The sequence below is a fragment of the Janthinobacterium algoris genome (assembly GCF_051380935.1).
GTDB lineage: Bacteria > Pseudomonadota > Gammaproteobacteria > Burkholderiales > Burkholderiaceae_D > Janthinobacterium.
The window spans coordinates 37,637-52,102 of record NZ_JBNYXZ010000020.1; the positions used below are offsets into that span (position 1 = coordinate 37,637).

Here is a 14,466-nt window from a genome sequence, read left to right on the forward strand (position 1 = left end):
TCACTTTTTGAACCCTTTGACCACACCGGTCGCGATATTGGCTCCTGTTCGTCCGGCATCCCGTCCGGCGGTGACGGCATCGCCAAGCATCCTTTGCACTCCGTGGCCGACGTTGATACCTATCCACGCCATCATGCCGTTGAAAAGAATCGGCATGCCGATGTACATTAGCATCAGTGCCATGTTGAGCACAATGCGTTTATAGGTGTTTTCGGTCGTCGGATTGTCGAGTGCAAACTCCAGCAACGCGTTGCCGCTCATACCGGGATACATCGAAGCGATCAGATTGTCATCCATCCACCGCGCGATGTACCACAACACTGTCCAGAACTTCACTGCGAAAATTCCGATGGCACCAATGAACATGACGGCCAGGTTGTACCTGCTGAACACCAAGATGATGGGCACGAAAATGTACATCGCCATCAGAATAAGCGGCTGCGCAATTGTCATGAAATAGATCAAGGGCTTCATCGACGCCGACGCCTGGAACGCCTGCCAGCCGGTACCGGCCGCGCCAGCGATGTTCGCCGGCAGATGCATAAGCCATCCGATCCCCCCCGTCTCGCCGCCGATGCCGTTTGTCATCGATTCGCTGTCGACGTATGTAGGCGCGGTCTTCTGGTACGCCAGCCGAGCCTCCCAGTCTCTGTGCTCTTCTTCCGATATACCAGGTGTCAGCGACCGAACCGCCGCACCCAGCCCCTGAAGCCCTCCAATAGTAGAGCTCAACTGGTCACGTAGTCCGGAACTACTTGCTTCCCACCATTCCTTGCAACTCGGCCTTCCCAAAGCAGGGCTACCCGCAGATGTATTGACATCCACATCGCGAGCAGGATTGAATGGAAAGCCGGCCACTTCGCTTCTGGCATACAAATCGGCATACAACATAGGATCATTACGAAATGCGTGACTTCCGATCCAGTCAGTATCCGCCTGCCCGTACTTCGCGATCTGCGCAGCTGCGACAGCCGACGGGTTTCCGGCGGTCAGGAATCGGGATCTGGCCGACACAAAGCACTCGCTATAAAAACGTTGCACTGAGGAGCGAAGTTGTGGATCCTGGACGGTGGCGATATGGGCCAGATCCTGAAGCTGTCGGAAATCCCGAATGCCTCCCTGAATGCCAGCGCGAGTGGCGGCGTTAATGCCGCTGCTGATGCCGAGCACCGTATACCACCATGGAGGAATTGCCGAAATGCCTGGCACAGTGTTGCCGAATACCTCGGGGCGGCCGTAGCTGCTGTCCGATGCGCCCGGCGTTGCCTTCACCGGGGCCGGCTCAAGCGAAGTCGGCGTGGGCGCGTAATACAGTTTCATGCTCGACAGCGACGTGATGGACGAGGGAACGAGGCAAAGTGCAAACACGACAATCGCCGAAAACAACTCGACTTCCATCCGTCGGATCATCCAGGCCGTGCCTTGCGCATCGTCGTCCATCTCGTGCCCCTCACGCCAGACTTGCACGATTGTTACCAGAAACGGAAGGTAGATGATCCCGCTCGCCGATAAAACGCTCCAAATCACGCTGCTGAAGAACCACCCGTAGAGCGTGGTGTACAGCTCAAGGTAACTGTCGACACCCATATTTCCTCCGCTAAGCAGACTGGCCAACCGAAGACGCCAGCAAAATGAGTTGTAGCATCAGCAGCGCGGCAAACCACCGGCCCTTGCGTTCGATCAAGGCCTGGCGCGCAGATTCCGGGACAAAACGGCGCGACACCAGCCACGCAACGACCTTCGCCCATCCAAGCCAGAAGCAGATCGTGACAGCCAGATGCAAGCCGTAGGCATAAACGCGGTAGCGGGCAATGAACTGAAAAAGCGCGCGGGCTTCGTCTGATACCAGCAAAAGAAGCAGGCCCAATCCGCCCAGCACTGCCATGGCCAGCATGGTCGCCAGCAACATGCCCGCACCACGCAGCAGGACGCGATACAGCGACTTTTTCGGCCGGGGGTGTGCGCGTTGAATGGAGCGAATCTTGTCGGACATATCAGCCTCACCACCTCACGTGCCGGACGAAATTAATGGCCAAGGATTCGAGAAGCGCCCAAGCCTCGTCTGCCAGCCAACCTAGCACCATGCCCGATCCGCCCAGCACGGCCAGGGCAAGCATCGCCATCAGCAACGTTCCCGCGAGACACAGCACGGTAAAATACGGAGTGTTCTTCAGCCGAAAGTATGCTTGTTTGAGTAAATGGATATTGTTGAACATGTCAGCCTCACTTCACTCGACCGTTGGTCATGATGTTTTTATCTGCCGGCTGCTGCGTCGGTAGAGGGGCCGATATGGCCCGCCGCCCTTGATACGCCTGCAGCAGAGAACCGGCGGTGTCCGAGACCATTTCCCGGCGAACCCGGCTCTCGAACAGCAAATCCTGGATGAATTGGCTCAACATATCAGCCTTCGTTTTGGCGATCTCCAGGGCCGGCTCATGCTTCTGCACCTCGGGAAGGCTCATGCCAGATATCAACACCGCGCGCACTGCCAGCGCCTTTTCGATGGTCCGGGCAAGCGCAATCTCCTTGGCTATACGCTGGGAACTAATCGCCTGCATATCGGCCGGCAGCTCACGAATTGCGCGTACCACATCCGTCGACATCGAAACATCGGGCGCACCGGACGCAACAAGGGTCGCATACGTCGGATTGCTGGTACTGATCGCGAGCTTGACCTGGTTGAGCGCGGTCGGGATCTCGGCGTCATATTTCGATTGCAAGCCAATCGCGGTAACGGCACCTTTCTGGGCGCAGGAAGGCTCGTCGCACGTCGCAATCAACTGGTCGCCAAGCACCGTGACGGCAAAATCTGCAGCGTCCTGCGGCCGCGGAAATGCCTTTCCTAGCGGTGTGCCGCCAGACGAATAGTCCGCCGTGTTGGAGGCGGTGACTGGCTGCATCATCGTCAGGTTATAGCCTGCCACAACGATGTCGTTCACGGGACGAATGGCCGGTTGCGCGAAACCGCCGGCGACCTTATTACCGATCCAGGTGATCCCTCGTCGTCCATTGTCCGTTTCGACCTTGCTTTTCGCAGAGACAACGTCCGCATTGGTGCCGGCTTCCACGTTCCACCCTTCGCCCTTGGCCAGCCCTACCCACTTCGCGTAGGGATCCTTCCCTTGCTTGATCTGCGCTTCCATCTGTTCGCAGCTGTCCAGTGCCGCATTCACGGAGATCTCAGCCTTTTTGGCATACGTCTGGAAGAGTTCATACAACCCCGGTTGGGCTCGCTGCAGAAGGTAAAGTGGCAGGGCACTGATCCCGGCTTTGACGGCTCCCGTGATTTGGGTGCCGAGGCTACTGAAGCCGTTCATCAAATTAGCCCAACTAAGTCCGACGTCGAACTTGCCGCAGGTGTAGTTGGCGTTGAGCTTGAGGCCAAATCCCATCTTGACCGCCAGCGCGCTAGGATTCAGTGATCTTGAGGCAGGCGCACTGCCACCGATGCGGTAGTAAAGCTGGGATTGCGATCTCGGTACATCCTGCGTCTGAGCCATCACGGGTGCCGAGCCTGCACACGCCGCAACCAGCACGGCGAACATACGATACTGACAAAATGAGTTCATTGCCCCCCCTGTTCAAAATGCGATTGATCCGATAAAGACGCCTTCGACTTTGCAGCATTCCAGGCGCCGCCATAGATTCCAGCTATAGGCCTCTTCGCCCGAACTTTGACCATCGCCCCAAGTGGTCAGCGACAATGTGTCATTCGTACCAAACACTTCGCAGGTCACGGAGGAATGCGGATACAGGCGCTGCCATTTCGAGTTTTTGGAATCGTTGGGTAGCACCGGCCCGAGTCCAAAGTACCGGTAGCCCGAGTCCGGAGAGAGCACGGCGTACACATGCGGCTGTGCTGATTGCGAAATGATGTTTGCCACACGTTGCGCCAATACCGCAGCACCCTTGATCGGTATCTGCTGCGTCACCGCACCGACCCGGGGGTACAGGCTACCCCACGTGTTGAGGCCTGAGCTACCAACTTCTTGCACCCCAGGCAGATAAGTTTGCGGGTATAACAGCTCGGCCGGCACAACGCCGCGCCATACCAACGCATCGAGATAGGAATGGAAGTGCACCATCAAAGCTTTTGACGTCGACGGGCACATCAAACCACTGGCGGCGGCCGGCGCCGCAAACCCCGTAGCACGCGCCACGCCGCCGGTAGGAGCGGTGAAAGTCGATGCGCCAGATGCTAATGTTTGACGCACTTGCGTTACTGCCGCCGCACCGCGTGTGTAAACGTCCGCCCCGTGTTGAAGTGCCGCGATATCCAATAATCTTGACGCGGTAGCGGTATCACCGCGATTGCTTAAGGGCGATTTCTGCAAAAATTTTCTCAACTCGTCCACGCCCGGTATTGCTGGCTCGGAACGGCCGGCAATGCTCGGGTTGGCCGATGCGCCCAGGCCAATCAGCGACGTAGGATTGCCGATGGCATCGGCATCTCGATAGAGGATATTGCGGTCTGTTCGCTCGCCCGTGAACCTGGTACCTGCGGAATCGATTGCCATACCGACGAGGCCGGACGCGACGCCGCCTACCGTTTTGGTGACCGTGCGCCCGTAATCGGCCCAGGGATGGCTCGCCGCGTCATGCCAGGTGCTGACAACGACCTCGGGTGAAAAATGGGAGATTCTCACATTGCTTATCACGCGGCAATGCGGTGGAAATGCTTCACACTTTAGCCAGAAACAAACGCCCGCCACCCTGTAGTTGCTGCACGCGGGCACCGCCTTCAGGGTGTTTGTCACGATTTCCGCGGTATTGGTTTGCGCCCAAGCGCATGCCCCAGGCAGTGCCAAAGCCGTCAGGAATACCGGTATTAGAGTGTTCACCTGCTCCCCCCACTTAAACTATTGCCGACTACTATGTTGAAAAATGGCGCGCGCCACATCGATATCAGTCACCCCATAGATCACCGCCTCACCATTGACAACGACAGCAGGAATACGGTCAACACCGTACCGTGCAGATTGAACGATACCCTCGGCCGCCGACTTGGTTCGGCTGGCAAGCGCCGCGGCACCAAGGGCATGCAGGCGCCGGCGCAAAATGGCCTGTGCGTCCCGTTCATTCGCTGGCAATCCAACCGAAAGCTCACTGTCGAGCACTTCCATCGCGTCGAGCAGATACACGCGCGCGTCGCGGATATTTGTCAGGTAGATTGCTGAGTTTGAAAAAACTTCCACCGATGCAGCTGGGCGGGCGGTATCCGTGTCGACCGATGTGCGCTCAATCGCGACACTCGCGGGATGCGTGTTCGCGAGTCGCGCACCCGGCACCACTACCGCGCTGGTCGCTACAGCCAACAAAACCGATATGAGATTACTTGCCATCATCGCTACTCCCTTTTTGCATATAACAGGGTCGCATTAGCGCTGTCATTTGGATCCTCGTCCCCATTTCGCTGTTACTTTGTGACCGGGCAAGGAGTTTCTGATCGGTACTCGCCCCGATAATCATCAGAGTGCCATCGATCCCGGCGTCGACAAGACGTTTTGCGCTTTCCGTCAATATCACCACCGTCTCCGCCCGTTGTGCACAGCAACTGATGAAGCGCTTGAGCCGCGCCGGCATCGTGGCCAGCATACTTTCCGGCCCATCTATGGCGATCAGTTCTGCCCCATACAACGCTTCAATCGGAGCGCCGGCCAGGTCGGCCAACGAGCTCCGTCTACCGCCACTGACAACACCGGCAGGGAGATGCGGGTGCCCATACATGCTCACGTAGGCCTGACATACACGCCGAGTATCGCGATCAACTAGTGCCTTGTCGATGAAATGCTCGGCCAGAGCCGCCCTGAACCTCGATTCCTCGCGCTCCACGATGACAATCGGCGAGTGTCCCCTGGCTCTCACGATTGCGCCGCCAATGCCGGTCCACAGATCAGACCTGTTCCTATTCATCTCATAATCCTTTACGTATCGCCGCGCTAACATGCTCACGTAGCACGTACGGCAAGCTCACGCGCGATGCGTACCGCTGCCTCCATCTCCGTGATACCCAATTTATTCATCAGTCGCTTGCGCCGCGCTTTCTCGTGCCCCTCCGTCATCGCCAGCGAGATCGCCAAAGGAGGCGGGACGTTCCGGAACAGCGCTTTATGTGTGCTACTGAGTAATACCCCTTCGGTGTACTTCGGCGGCTCCTTGCGCGCCGATAACATCAACAACCGTTCCTCGTCAGTGAGCGACTTAAACCGCGATACTTGCTTCACTTCTTCCGCTTCCATGGTCAACAGTAACCAGAATTCGCACATGTTCAACACCCGGCTCATCGATTCCGGAAAATCCTTCATATCTTGCGTCGCGAGCCAAAACCAAAGATCCAACTTTCGCCACATCTTCGTGCCCTTGGCAATTTTTGGCCCTAGCAGCGGATTAGTAGTGATTAAGTGGCCTTCGTCTGTCAGGAAAATATGAGGACGACCCTCATGCTGATGGGCCTCGCCGTTGGCGTGTACATGGTCGAGCAGGCCCGTGTAGGCGACGGCCAATGCGTCTTCGTACCCGTCCTTGACCAGCGTGCCCAGTTCAACCAACGTCATGTCAGCATCTGGCCACTGTTGCCCATAGCGGTTGAAGAGCTTGCCTCTCAGGTCCATCGTGTAGACCATCATTGACTCACCCATGTGGTACGCGCGCTCGCGCCGCTCGTGAGGCAGCGCCTCATCCTGATTCATGTCCATGAGGGCCTTGGCCACGTCTTGTGTGAGGGGGTGCGGTTTACCACCTTTCTGCGCGTCCATCGATGCGGTGATGATCGCGCGGCTGACGACGTACCGGTCTGCACGCGTCATGCGTTCAATTTCCCGCTGCTCGCCGCCGGTGATCATCATGATCGCGGTAATGGTCATCTCCCCGAGGAAATCGCGCTTCTCGTCGTCTTGGTCCATGGCGTCGGGTCCGGCAGCATCCGCCCCCTGGTCCAGCGCAACCTCCATCAAGCTTTGCTCGATTTGTTCTTCGAGCTTCTTGGCGACGGCGGCCGAGGTCTGCGCAGCGGTGTAAGCCGCAATGATTTCCGGATCCCTGACCAGCTTGGCGCCCATGGCAAACGGCGGAAGCGAGACATCATTATTGGGCGTGAGCTCAACATAATGCGTGGTCAAACCCATCGATTCAAAGTAGTCCTTGAGCAGCTGGAAAGATTTTCCCGCATCCGCGATAGTCAGCCGTGGTCGGTGGATAGCCATTTGGAAGAGTGCCAAAAAATTCAAGGTGGCCGATTTGCCTGCGCCGGTCGGGCCCAAGGTGAGCATATGAGCGTTTTTTTTCCGGTCTCGTGGATTCAGCGGGTCTATCCAAAGAGGTTCGCCGCCGCGATTCCAGAAAGGAAAACCGGGATGGCCGGTGCCCCTTTGCCTTCCATACACCGGCAACATGGCCGCGATCTGCGATGCAAAGAGGTACCGTGTACGCTTCATGTTCTTCGCATCGAATTGCGGGTCGAAGCACATAGGCAGCCCCCGAACAAAGGCGTCGAGTGAAGTCAGGTCATGTGCCGGTTCGATGAAGCGCAAACCCGAGGTGCCCATCCTGGCGTTGACTGCTGCAATATCCTTGCGTAGCGCTTTCTCGCTGGTGCCGGAGAGGTACAGCACCGTAAAGGTGGGCAGTAGCCAGTCACCCGTATGCATGTGCCGCAAAATTTGTTTGCATTCATCCGAGGTCTTTTCAGCATCGGGACTCTTGGCCTTAGAGCGATCACGGATCCGTTCCACTTGGTCGCGAACCACGTCCTGCGGGGTGATCACGATCGTCATCGACAACATGGCATTCTCGGGCATCCGGTCAAATCGGGCGAACAGATGCTTTGCGTGCTTCCTTTCGGCCGTAAGGTGACCCACCTCGGGGTTGGAGGTGATCTGCTGCAGCGTGAGTGCTTTCATCAACACGCCGTCGAACTTAAAGCCTCCCCAAGCCGGGTCCGATTCCGGCAAGCTGAGATTGAGGAAGGTTGCGAAGTCGCGCCCAAAAACCGGCGCCTCACCGTCAGTTTGGGATGGCGCGTCTCCGGGATAGGGAAAAGCCCTCAATAGTTCGGCAGTAGTGCCATATCTTCCGCTGCGGTTGAAGAACGGGAGCAGCCACTGATACAGTTCGATTCCCCCGCATCGACGCATCCGCGCACCGGCCTCCTCGAGGTTGGCCACGAGACTGTCGGCTGCTCGGTTGAGCAGGTCGGACGGCGACTCGACGCCAGGGGCGACGACATAGCCACTCGGGTAGGTCCGGTACAGGCAACATCTGACCCGCCTAATCTGGCCGCGCCAGGTGTGACCGGACACCTGCGTGTCCTCGAACAAGCCGCCATCTTGGGAAACGTTGGCAATGTGCAGGGCATATTCATGCAGCACGGCCTGTGTCAGCTTGGAGCTTTTGATGGCCTTCCCACGATCAGGGTTCGCGGCATGAACCTCATCAATGTAGGCTTCCAGATCGTCCTTGAGTTGCTCAATATTGCGGTCGTCGTTGACGAAAAACTGGACGATCCAGTCTGGCGTCCCGGATTCCGGGAGGGTTTGCAATGCAGCTTGTACCTTGCGGCAATACTCCTTGAGCATCTCCTCCGCCTGGGCCTCAGTCGGTATCGGGGTCAGTTCGAAAAGCGCGCCCACGCTCACGCCGTCGTTCAGTACAAACACCTGCGTCGATGGTTCGTAGTCGCGCCACGGCAACAGCTCTGTAAACGAGGGCGATCGGCTTGCCATATGCCTGCGCTTTGCGGTTGTCAGGGGCTGTTCCCCAGCGCCGTCGCGCGCACTCCCGTTCCGCCCATCCGCGCGGACTTCCACCCCACGGGTCGCCTTCGATTCTCGCCATGCAAACATATACCCCCCAAAAACGGTCAACCTCAGTAAGAGTCTGGAATCTGCTCCGAAGGAACGGTGCCACCGGGCGGGCGCGACACCGCCCGCACACTGGGCGCAACTTCCCCCGGCAGGGCGTACTGGACCGATTCGAACATCGGAAAAACCGTTGCATACCCCGGAATCGGGTACTTTCCCTTCGCGAGATGCGGGTACACGTACATCTCAATATCCGGGTTCGGTAGCCGGACAAAGCGGCTGTTCATTGCGCCGACCGGACCATCGCTGGAAGCAGTTGAGCGCGCGGGTTCGTCATACGGACGGCGTGGCAAGTCCGATTGAGCAGATGCGGCGTGACCACTGTTCTCCTCGACGTGTCGCTCGTAGATGTCGATCATTTTCGGCCCACTTCTCGGGAGTGGGCTCTCACGCGGACCAGACATCGAACAACCCTGCAGTGATACAAGGCAAGCGATCGCGGGCAGGGCCAAAATGGAAGTCAGCTTCATAGTGGAACCTACGGGTCAGTCCAACAATTGAAGGGCGGCGGCAGGGGCCTGGCTGTTACCGAAATCAAGCTTGCGCCCATCCGGGGCCTTATCGATCGCTATCTCCTGTTCGAAGTGCACGACCAAGCGACCACCAGCGGGCGTAACCACCGCGTCGAACGAATTGTTCAGTCTCCGCATGATCCAGTTGCTCACTTCATTGATACCGGAACCCGCTGCCTGGCCCAGTACATAAGAGCCTTTGTTTCCCGTCACAGCTGTGGTTGATCCAAATGGGTTTTCCGCCGTCGTGGTCTGTGCCATTGCAGTCGCCTGGGCGGCGATGCTCAGTGTCTTCATCCCTACCATGTCGGCAAGATAGGATGGGGCATTCGTGACAAATTTTCCGTTGACACAAGGGTTACCGTATTCATCTGATATCCAGGCTAACTTGTTCGATTGCGTTACCGACTGAGTAGCCTGACCGCCGCCCGCCCCGCCAAGAGTCGGAGTCGCGCCATCTCTTTTCATCGACACGGTTTTAATGGTGCCGTCGTCGAACACAAACGTGAGGGACTGGATCAGTCCTTCTGAGCAGCTCAACGACATGTCACCGATCGCGATACCGGACATCACGATGCCAGCTACCGCATCCGGCACGCGTTGACCATTGGCGGCCAAATTATCCCTGCCTATCAGGAGTTTGAATTGCATGGGGTCATGGACCTTGCCATCGATAGGCACACGTCCCACCAGCGCGGTCATCAGCGTGGCCTTGGTCATGGTCGCATTTTCGGGAATGGTGTAAAAGGGACGCGGCGTGTGCTTCTCCTGACTGCTGGAGATACCGCGCACGGTTTCCTGTGTTGGCTCACCCTGGCGCACCGGGCGCCCCACCGAGTTCACGATGGCAACGGTGCCGTCGCCTGCCTTCGCTTCTTTATAGCCCACCGGCAGATGCCTGGTGTATGTAGCAATGGTTCTACCGTTGGACGCTGCAATTGCATCAGCCGTCTTGGAGTCGTCATAGCCCAAGCCACTCGGGATACCCTTGGGATTGGATGAACCCAGCGAGTTCACCATCGTCGAATAGCCGCCAGTGGCCGCTTCCACAATGCCACCGAGTGCAGTGGGCGATTGTTTTCCTGGCTTCGATTGTCCTGTTTGCTCGGTATCCCCAGATTCCGGCGACACATTCGCATGCAGTCGCTGTTCAGCCAGGACCCGTTCGGTCACTTGGGCGGTCACCTGGGCAACGATAGTCGCTTGGCTGTTCTGCAGCTTTGCATTTTCCTGCTTCAGCAGATCGTTGGCATCAATGACCTTTTGCACCTTGTCACGTAGATCGTTGTTGCTTGCCGTGACTGTCTTCAAGGTCTCGCTTGGACTATCCGCATCCGCACGGCGAGGTGCCGCTGACAGCGCCTCCACGCCAAATAGCCCACCCGAACGGGCAGGCGCCTCGTCACCAGGCGCCACTGGCACCACCAGTAGCGGATCTGCCACCTTGACGGGCGCTGATTGGCCGCCCCCGTACCGGGCAAACAGCACGTATCCCACGATCAGCAGCGCGCATATGCTGAAGATCGGTGTGAGCTTGTTCTGGGTTATCGCTGGCACAGTATCACCTCATCTGCATGAATGGAACGGCTGGCCACAGACCAGGTACAGCGTGGTGTTGTCATAATCGGATCCTGATGCCAGGACGCGATGATGCTGCAAGGCCGCAGCGATCCAGCGCCCCCTGATCTGCTCAAGGTCCAACGAGACGGAACGCCCCTCCAGATTGACTACCTGAACGGCCGTGACATATAGATCCCCGGAACGCCATTGCCCGATCGGGCGGCTTCTTGTACGTACACCCCGAAACAGTCCTTCGATACTCTTGTTATCGGTTGGTATGCTGCGCACGCCGTCGGAAGAGGGTTTCAGGCGCCGCGGTGCGTAGACGGTCTGCGCAGCGTACCGCGTTAGCTGAACCATATCGAGCGCAGGCGATTGCTCATCCGCGCGGTCCACCTGCTGCTGGTTTGCCGGAAGCTGATCCTCATAATGGACCTCGACTTCTGAGCTTAGCCCGTCGACTGTTCCCATTCCCAGCAGATCCATGGGAATTGTTTGTCCGGTAACAAGATCATCCACCAGCACCCTGATAGGTGCACTCCGTTGCGCCAACATCGTAAAGTACGCAGTCCGCCCGATAATTTGCATATCAACGTCTGTTTCCGCGCCGGATGGCAGCGAGATCGCCACCGGATTAGGGAACGTGACCAACCTTTCAGCCGTCCCCAGTACAATTCTCAGCGGATGACGCTTGAATTCGATGCGTTCCGGCTTTGTGTTGACGCTGCCGTCCGTCGCTGCACGTTGTCGAGCCTCCTTTGCTTTGCGTGGAGGGGGATTCGAGTTCGGCCCGGCCGACTTCGCCGGTGCCGGTGCCGGTGCCGCCATACCATCGCGTGATTCTGGCGCCATGTCGCTGCCGCTGGACCTCACCGCCGGGTTAGAAGTGACATTTACTGCTGCGATAGGTTCGACAGGTTGCGTGCCCACTTCTCCCAACTCCAGCGTAGGAAGACGGCCAGTTGCGGGCTGGGCATGTACCAAATGGGCTGCGGATATCAGGGATGCCTCCAGCAACACCATCATTGAATAAAGTCGGCCGTTCATGCCATTCTCTCCTTCGATTAACGGGGCACGCGCGGCAAGGTCGCCGGCGCCAGGTCTTGGGGAGTCAGCTTTCGCTGCCCGCTGGGAATGGCTGAAGGTGGAGGCTGGATGGTCGTCGGTCCCTGCGTTTGCGGAACGCCCCCTCCCGCGAAGCTGCGATTCGCATACTCGTCGCTGTTCTGCACCACAGCGCGATTACCCTTCATAGCCACAGCCACAGCCTCAGGATCAAGCCGCTCCGGCTTTTTTTGCGCCGAATAGCAATCGATCGCCAGCTGAAACGGATTAATCTCGCGATCGACGTCATAGCGCACCACATGAAGCGGGTAGCGCACGTACGCGTCCTTTACCGGCACGCCGCGCGACGACTCGATGATCTGAGTGTCAAGCAGTACGTTCCACGACCCGTCCGCATGAACCAGCACCCGCCCATCGCGGTATCCCAGTCCGGGAATTTCCATGACGGAGCGCGTGCGCTGGTCAAGTTCCCCTTGACCCGCACGCGTTGTCATATCGTTGATCAGCTGCTGCTGGCACGCTGGCGTGAAAAACGCCTGCAGTTTGTAGATTTGGTTGCCATAATCCTGTTGCCCGTTTAAGCTCCACCGATTAAGTTGCTGCCATATATAGAACGCGAACAGATACACGTTCGGGGACGGCACCTCCTTCCGGCCCACTTTGATCACTGCTCCCGTCGTCAGATCTGGCGGGATATGCACTGTGACATCCCGCTCGGCGCTGCGCCAGCCAAACATGGCGATCACCGCCACCGTGGTCGATGCGGCAACCACTCCGAGGAGGCACTTGTTGAACCAGTTCGCCTGCGCCAGGGCGTCCGTGTAGCGTGCCATGACTAGCCTCCTGCCTTCTTAACGAGATGCTTTAATTGGCCCGACCGGCGTGGGACAGGCACGTCCCGTCCAGTCTCCCAGAAGCCGTCATGGTCGATGAAGCGACTCTTTTGCAGGCCGTTCTTCGCGAGCCACAACTTGAAGCGGTGCTGATAATAGTAGTCAGGTTTGTTACGCTTCACCTTGGCCAGCCAGCCGGCCACTACCCACACAGTGAGCATGGGCGCCAGCGATGCGATGAGCACCCCCAGCGCCCAAATCTTCGTTGCGAATACGACCACCAGGCCGATCACCGTATAAATCGGCATCACAATAAAAATGGCCAGCTGCGCCTCGGAGGACGTCAAACCGCGAAGAATGGCAGGCTCCCGATTCGCTCTGTCAGTCAATGGCGCATGGCCACGGGTTTTGTCCGCTTGCACGCCGTCGGAAATATCGTCCATGATCAGGCCCAGGGTCGCGTGGTTTAACCAGGTCAGAGGATGCCGTTGGCCGTTGTCAGCAGGTAAATCACTGTGACCAACATCACGACGCCGATTAAGAAGAACCATTTCAGATCGCTCAACTCGACCTTGCCGATGCGCCATTCGCCAAATTTGGCGATGGCGCCGCCGCCGACTTCGAGAAACGCCCAGGAACCCACCATCAGCACAATGACGGCAATGCCCTGCTTCCAGTATTGCCGCAAGAGCGTCATGTAATCCCCGGCCGCAGCACCGCCTGTGGGCTGTACGGCTGCCGGCAGCTCTGCCATTGCCGGCGCTGCCACGAACGCCGCAGCGAGCACCAACATTGCTGCGATGCAACGCCGATTTTCCGTGATGAGTGAAAGAGCACCGGTTGATACCGTCTCCATTTTTTTCAAGTACGACATAGAACCTCCTTATTAAGGACCAACTAAGCGCCAAGCGTCGAATCGCCTTTTGCCACTGGCCCAGATTGACATCAACAATATCGCGGTCATCAAAAACATCGGCGCCACCGCGTTTAGCACCAATTGGATACGCTTGATCGAGCCGTCCCATGTCGGCCCACAACTTTTACGTCAGAAGATAGATAAACACCATCACGATCATCAGGGCCCGCATCACGAGCCAGCAATTGCGGCCAAACAGCTTGGGGTAATGCATGACCTCGATGAGCAGCATGCGGACGGCGTTTGCCCCCCAGACGACGATGGAAGCGGCGACTGCAAGAATAATGAACATGGCCACGGCACCCGCTGTACCGCCTGATGCAGCGTCGAAAGCAGTGTGCATGGCTGCGTTCATGATGGTGTCCTCTCAATTTTCAACGCTCTAGTTTCTGTAATCGCCCGCCAGTGGTTGCACACGCTGTGGCTGGCGCGGCCGTTGCAGGTGATCGTTGACGCCGGCCTGAACCAGCCCCACATCACGCGAGAGCAAGTCATATCGGAAGCGTGCTCCGCCTTTGTTTTCTGCCGATACGGCTGCATCGCTGATCATCCTTTGCAGCTGGCTCAGTTCATAGCTGATCCGCGCCAGATTCTCCCGCTCGGCATCGTCGTCGGCATACGTGGTGGCGGCGGCGGTCATTGCGATCGACATGATTAGCAACGCGGCCGGCCGGGAACCCTTTATCAGCAACATGGATAGAAATTTCATCACGTCTCCCGC

General features: G+C 57.8%; 16 protein-coding genes. All 16 read right to left on the minus strand.

Translation table 11 applies throughout. The features are described 5' to 3' along the window. Positions 1-1,587, minus strand: a complete 1,587-nt coding sequence (locus ACQ4W7_RS24130; protein ID WP_436533852.1) for a conjugal transfer protein TraG N-terminal domain-containing protein — start codon at positions 1,585-1,587, stop codon at positions 1-3. Between the two features lie 10 nt (positions 1,588-1,597). Beyond that, positions 1,598-1,993 carry a hypothetical protein gene (locus tag ACQ4W7_RS24135; RefSeq protein ID WP_436533854.1) on the minus strand — a complete coding sequence of 132 codons (396 nt, stop codon included), beginning with the start codon at positions 1,991-1,993 and terminating at the stop codon, positions 1,598-1,600. Positions 1,994-2,000: 7 nt separating this feature from the next. Next, complete coding sequence (locus ACQ4W7_RS24140; RefSeq protein ID WP_436533856.1) at positions 2,001-2,216, minus strand: hypothetical protein; 216 nt, start codon at positions 2,214-2,216, stop codon at positions 2,001-2,003. 7 nt (positions 2,217-2,223) lie between these two features. Beyond that, positions 2,224-3,570, minus strand: a complete 1,347-nt coding sequence (locus ACQ4W7_RS24145) for an integrating conjugative element protein (RefSeq protein WP_436533858.1) — start codon at positions 3,568-3,570, stop codon at positions 2,224-2,226. A gap of 12 nt (positions 3,571-3,582) precedes the next feature. After that, positions 3,583-4,758: a TraU family protein gene (locus ACQ4W7_RS24150; RefSeq protein WP_436533860.1), complete on the minus strand. Its 1,176-nt coding sequence runs from the start codon at positions 4,756-4,758 to the stop codon at positions 3,583-3,585. A gap of 102 nt (positions 4,759-4,860) precedes the next feature. After that, complete coding sequence (locus ACQ4W7_RS24155; RefSeq protein ID WP_436533862.1) at positions 4,861-5,346, minus strand: TIGR03757 family integrating conjugative element protein; 486 nt, start codon at positions 5,344-5,346, stop codon at positions 4,861-4,863. Then, positions 5,333-5,671 carry a hypothetical protein gene (locus ACQ4W7_RS24160; RefSeq protein ID WP_436533864.1) on the minus strand — a complete coding sequence of 113 codons (339 nt, stop codon included), beginning with the start codon at positions 5,669-5,671 and terminating at the stop codon, positions 5,333-5,335. The genes ACQ4W7_RS24155 and ACQ4W7_RS24160 overlap by 14 nt, the downstream gene beginning before the upstream one ends. 278 nt (positions 5,672-5,949) lie before the next feature. After that, the gene (locus ACQ4W7_RS24165) at positions 5,950-8,841 is read right to left on the minus strand and encodes a conjugative transfer ATPase (protein WP_436533866.1); all 2,892 of its coding nucleotides are present in this window, start codon (positions 8,839-8,841) and stop codon (positions 5,950-5,952) included. Between the two features lie 23 nt (positions 8,842-8,864). Continuing rightward, positions 8,865-9,329 carry a TIGR03751 family conjugal transfer lipoprotein gene (locus tag ACQ4W7_RS24170; protein ID WP_436533868.1) on the minus strand — a complete coding sequence of 155 codons (465 nt, stop codon included), beginning with the start codon at positions 9,327-9,329 and terminating at the stop codon, positions 8,865-8,867. Positions 9,330-9,344: 15 nt separating this feature from the next. Next, positions 9,345-10,928: a TIGR03752 family integrating conjugative element protein gene (locus ACQ4W7_RS24175; protein ID WP_436533870.1), complete on the minus strand. Its 1,584-nt coding sequence runs from the start codon at positions 10,926-10,928 to the stop codon at positions 9,345-9,347. A gap of 9 nt (positions 10,929-10,937) precedes the next feature. Further along, entirely contained in the window at positions 10,938-11,978 is a 1,041-nt protein-coding gene (locus ACQ4W7_RS24180; RefSeq protein WP_436533872.1) for a TIGR03749 family integrating conjugative element protein, read from the minus strand. A gap of 17 nt (positions 11,979-11,995) precedes the next feature. After that, positions 11,996-12,829 (minus strand): PFL_4703 family integrating conjugative element protein, encoded by an 834-nt coding sequence (locus ACQ4W7_RS24185; protein ID WP_436533874.1) that lies wholly within the window; start codon positions 12,827-12,829, stop codon positions 11,996-11,998. A gap of 2 nt (positions 12,830-12,831) precedes the next feature. Then, on the minus strand, positions 12,832-13,272 hold the full coding sequence (locus ACQ4W7_RS24190; protein WP_436533876.1) for a TIGR03750 family conjugal transfer protein: 441 nt from the start codon (positions 13,270-13,272) through the stop codon (positions 12,832-12,834). Between the two features lie 32 nt (positions 13,273-13,304). Beyond that, positions 13,305-13,703: a TIGR03745 family integrating conjugative element membrane protein gene (locus ACQ4W7_RS24195; RefSeq protein ID WP_436533878.1), complete on the minus strand. Its 399-nt coding sequence runs from the start codon at positions 13,701-13,703 to the stop codon at positions 13,305-13,307. 166 nt (positions 13,704-13,869) lie between these two features. After that, complete coding sequence (locus ACQ4W7_RS24200) at positions 13,870-14,100, minus strand: hypothetical protein (protein ID WP_436533880.1); 231 nt, start codon at positions 14,098-14,100, stop codon at positions 13,870-13,872. Between the two features lie 27 nt (positions 14,101-14,127). Continuing rightward, complete coding sequence (locus ACQ4W7_RS24205) at positions 14,128-14,454, minus strand: integrative conjugative element protein, RAQPRD family (protein ID WP_436533882.1); 327 nt, start codon at positions 14,452-14,454, stop codon at positions 14,128-14,130. Positions 14,455-14,466: the final 12 nt, after the last annotated feature.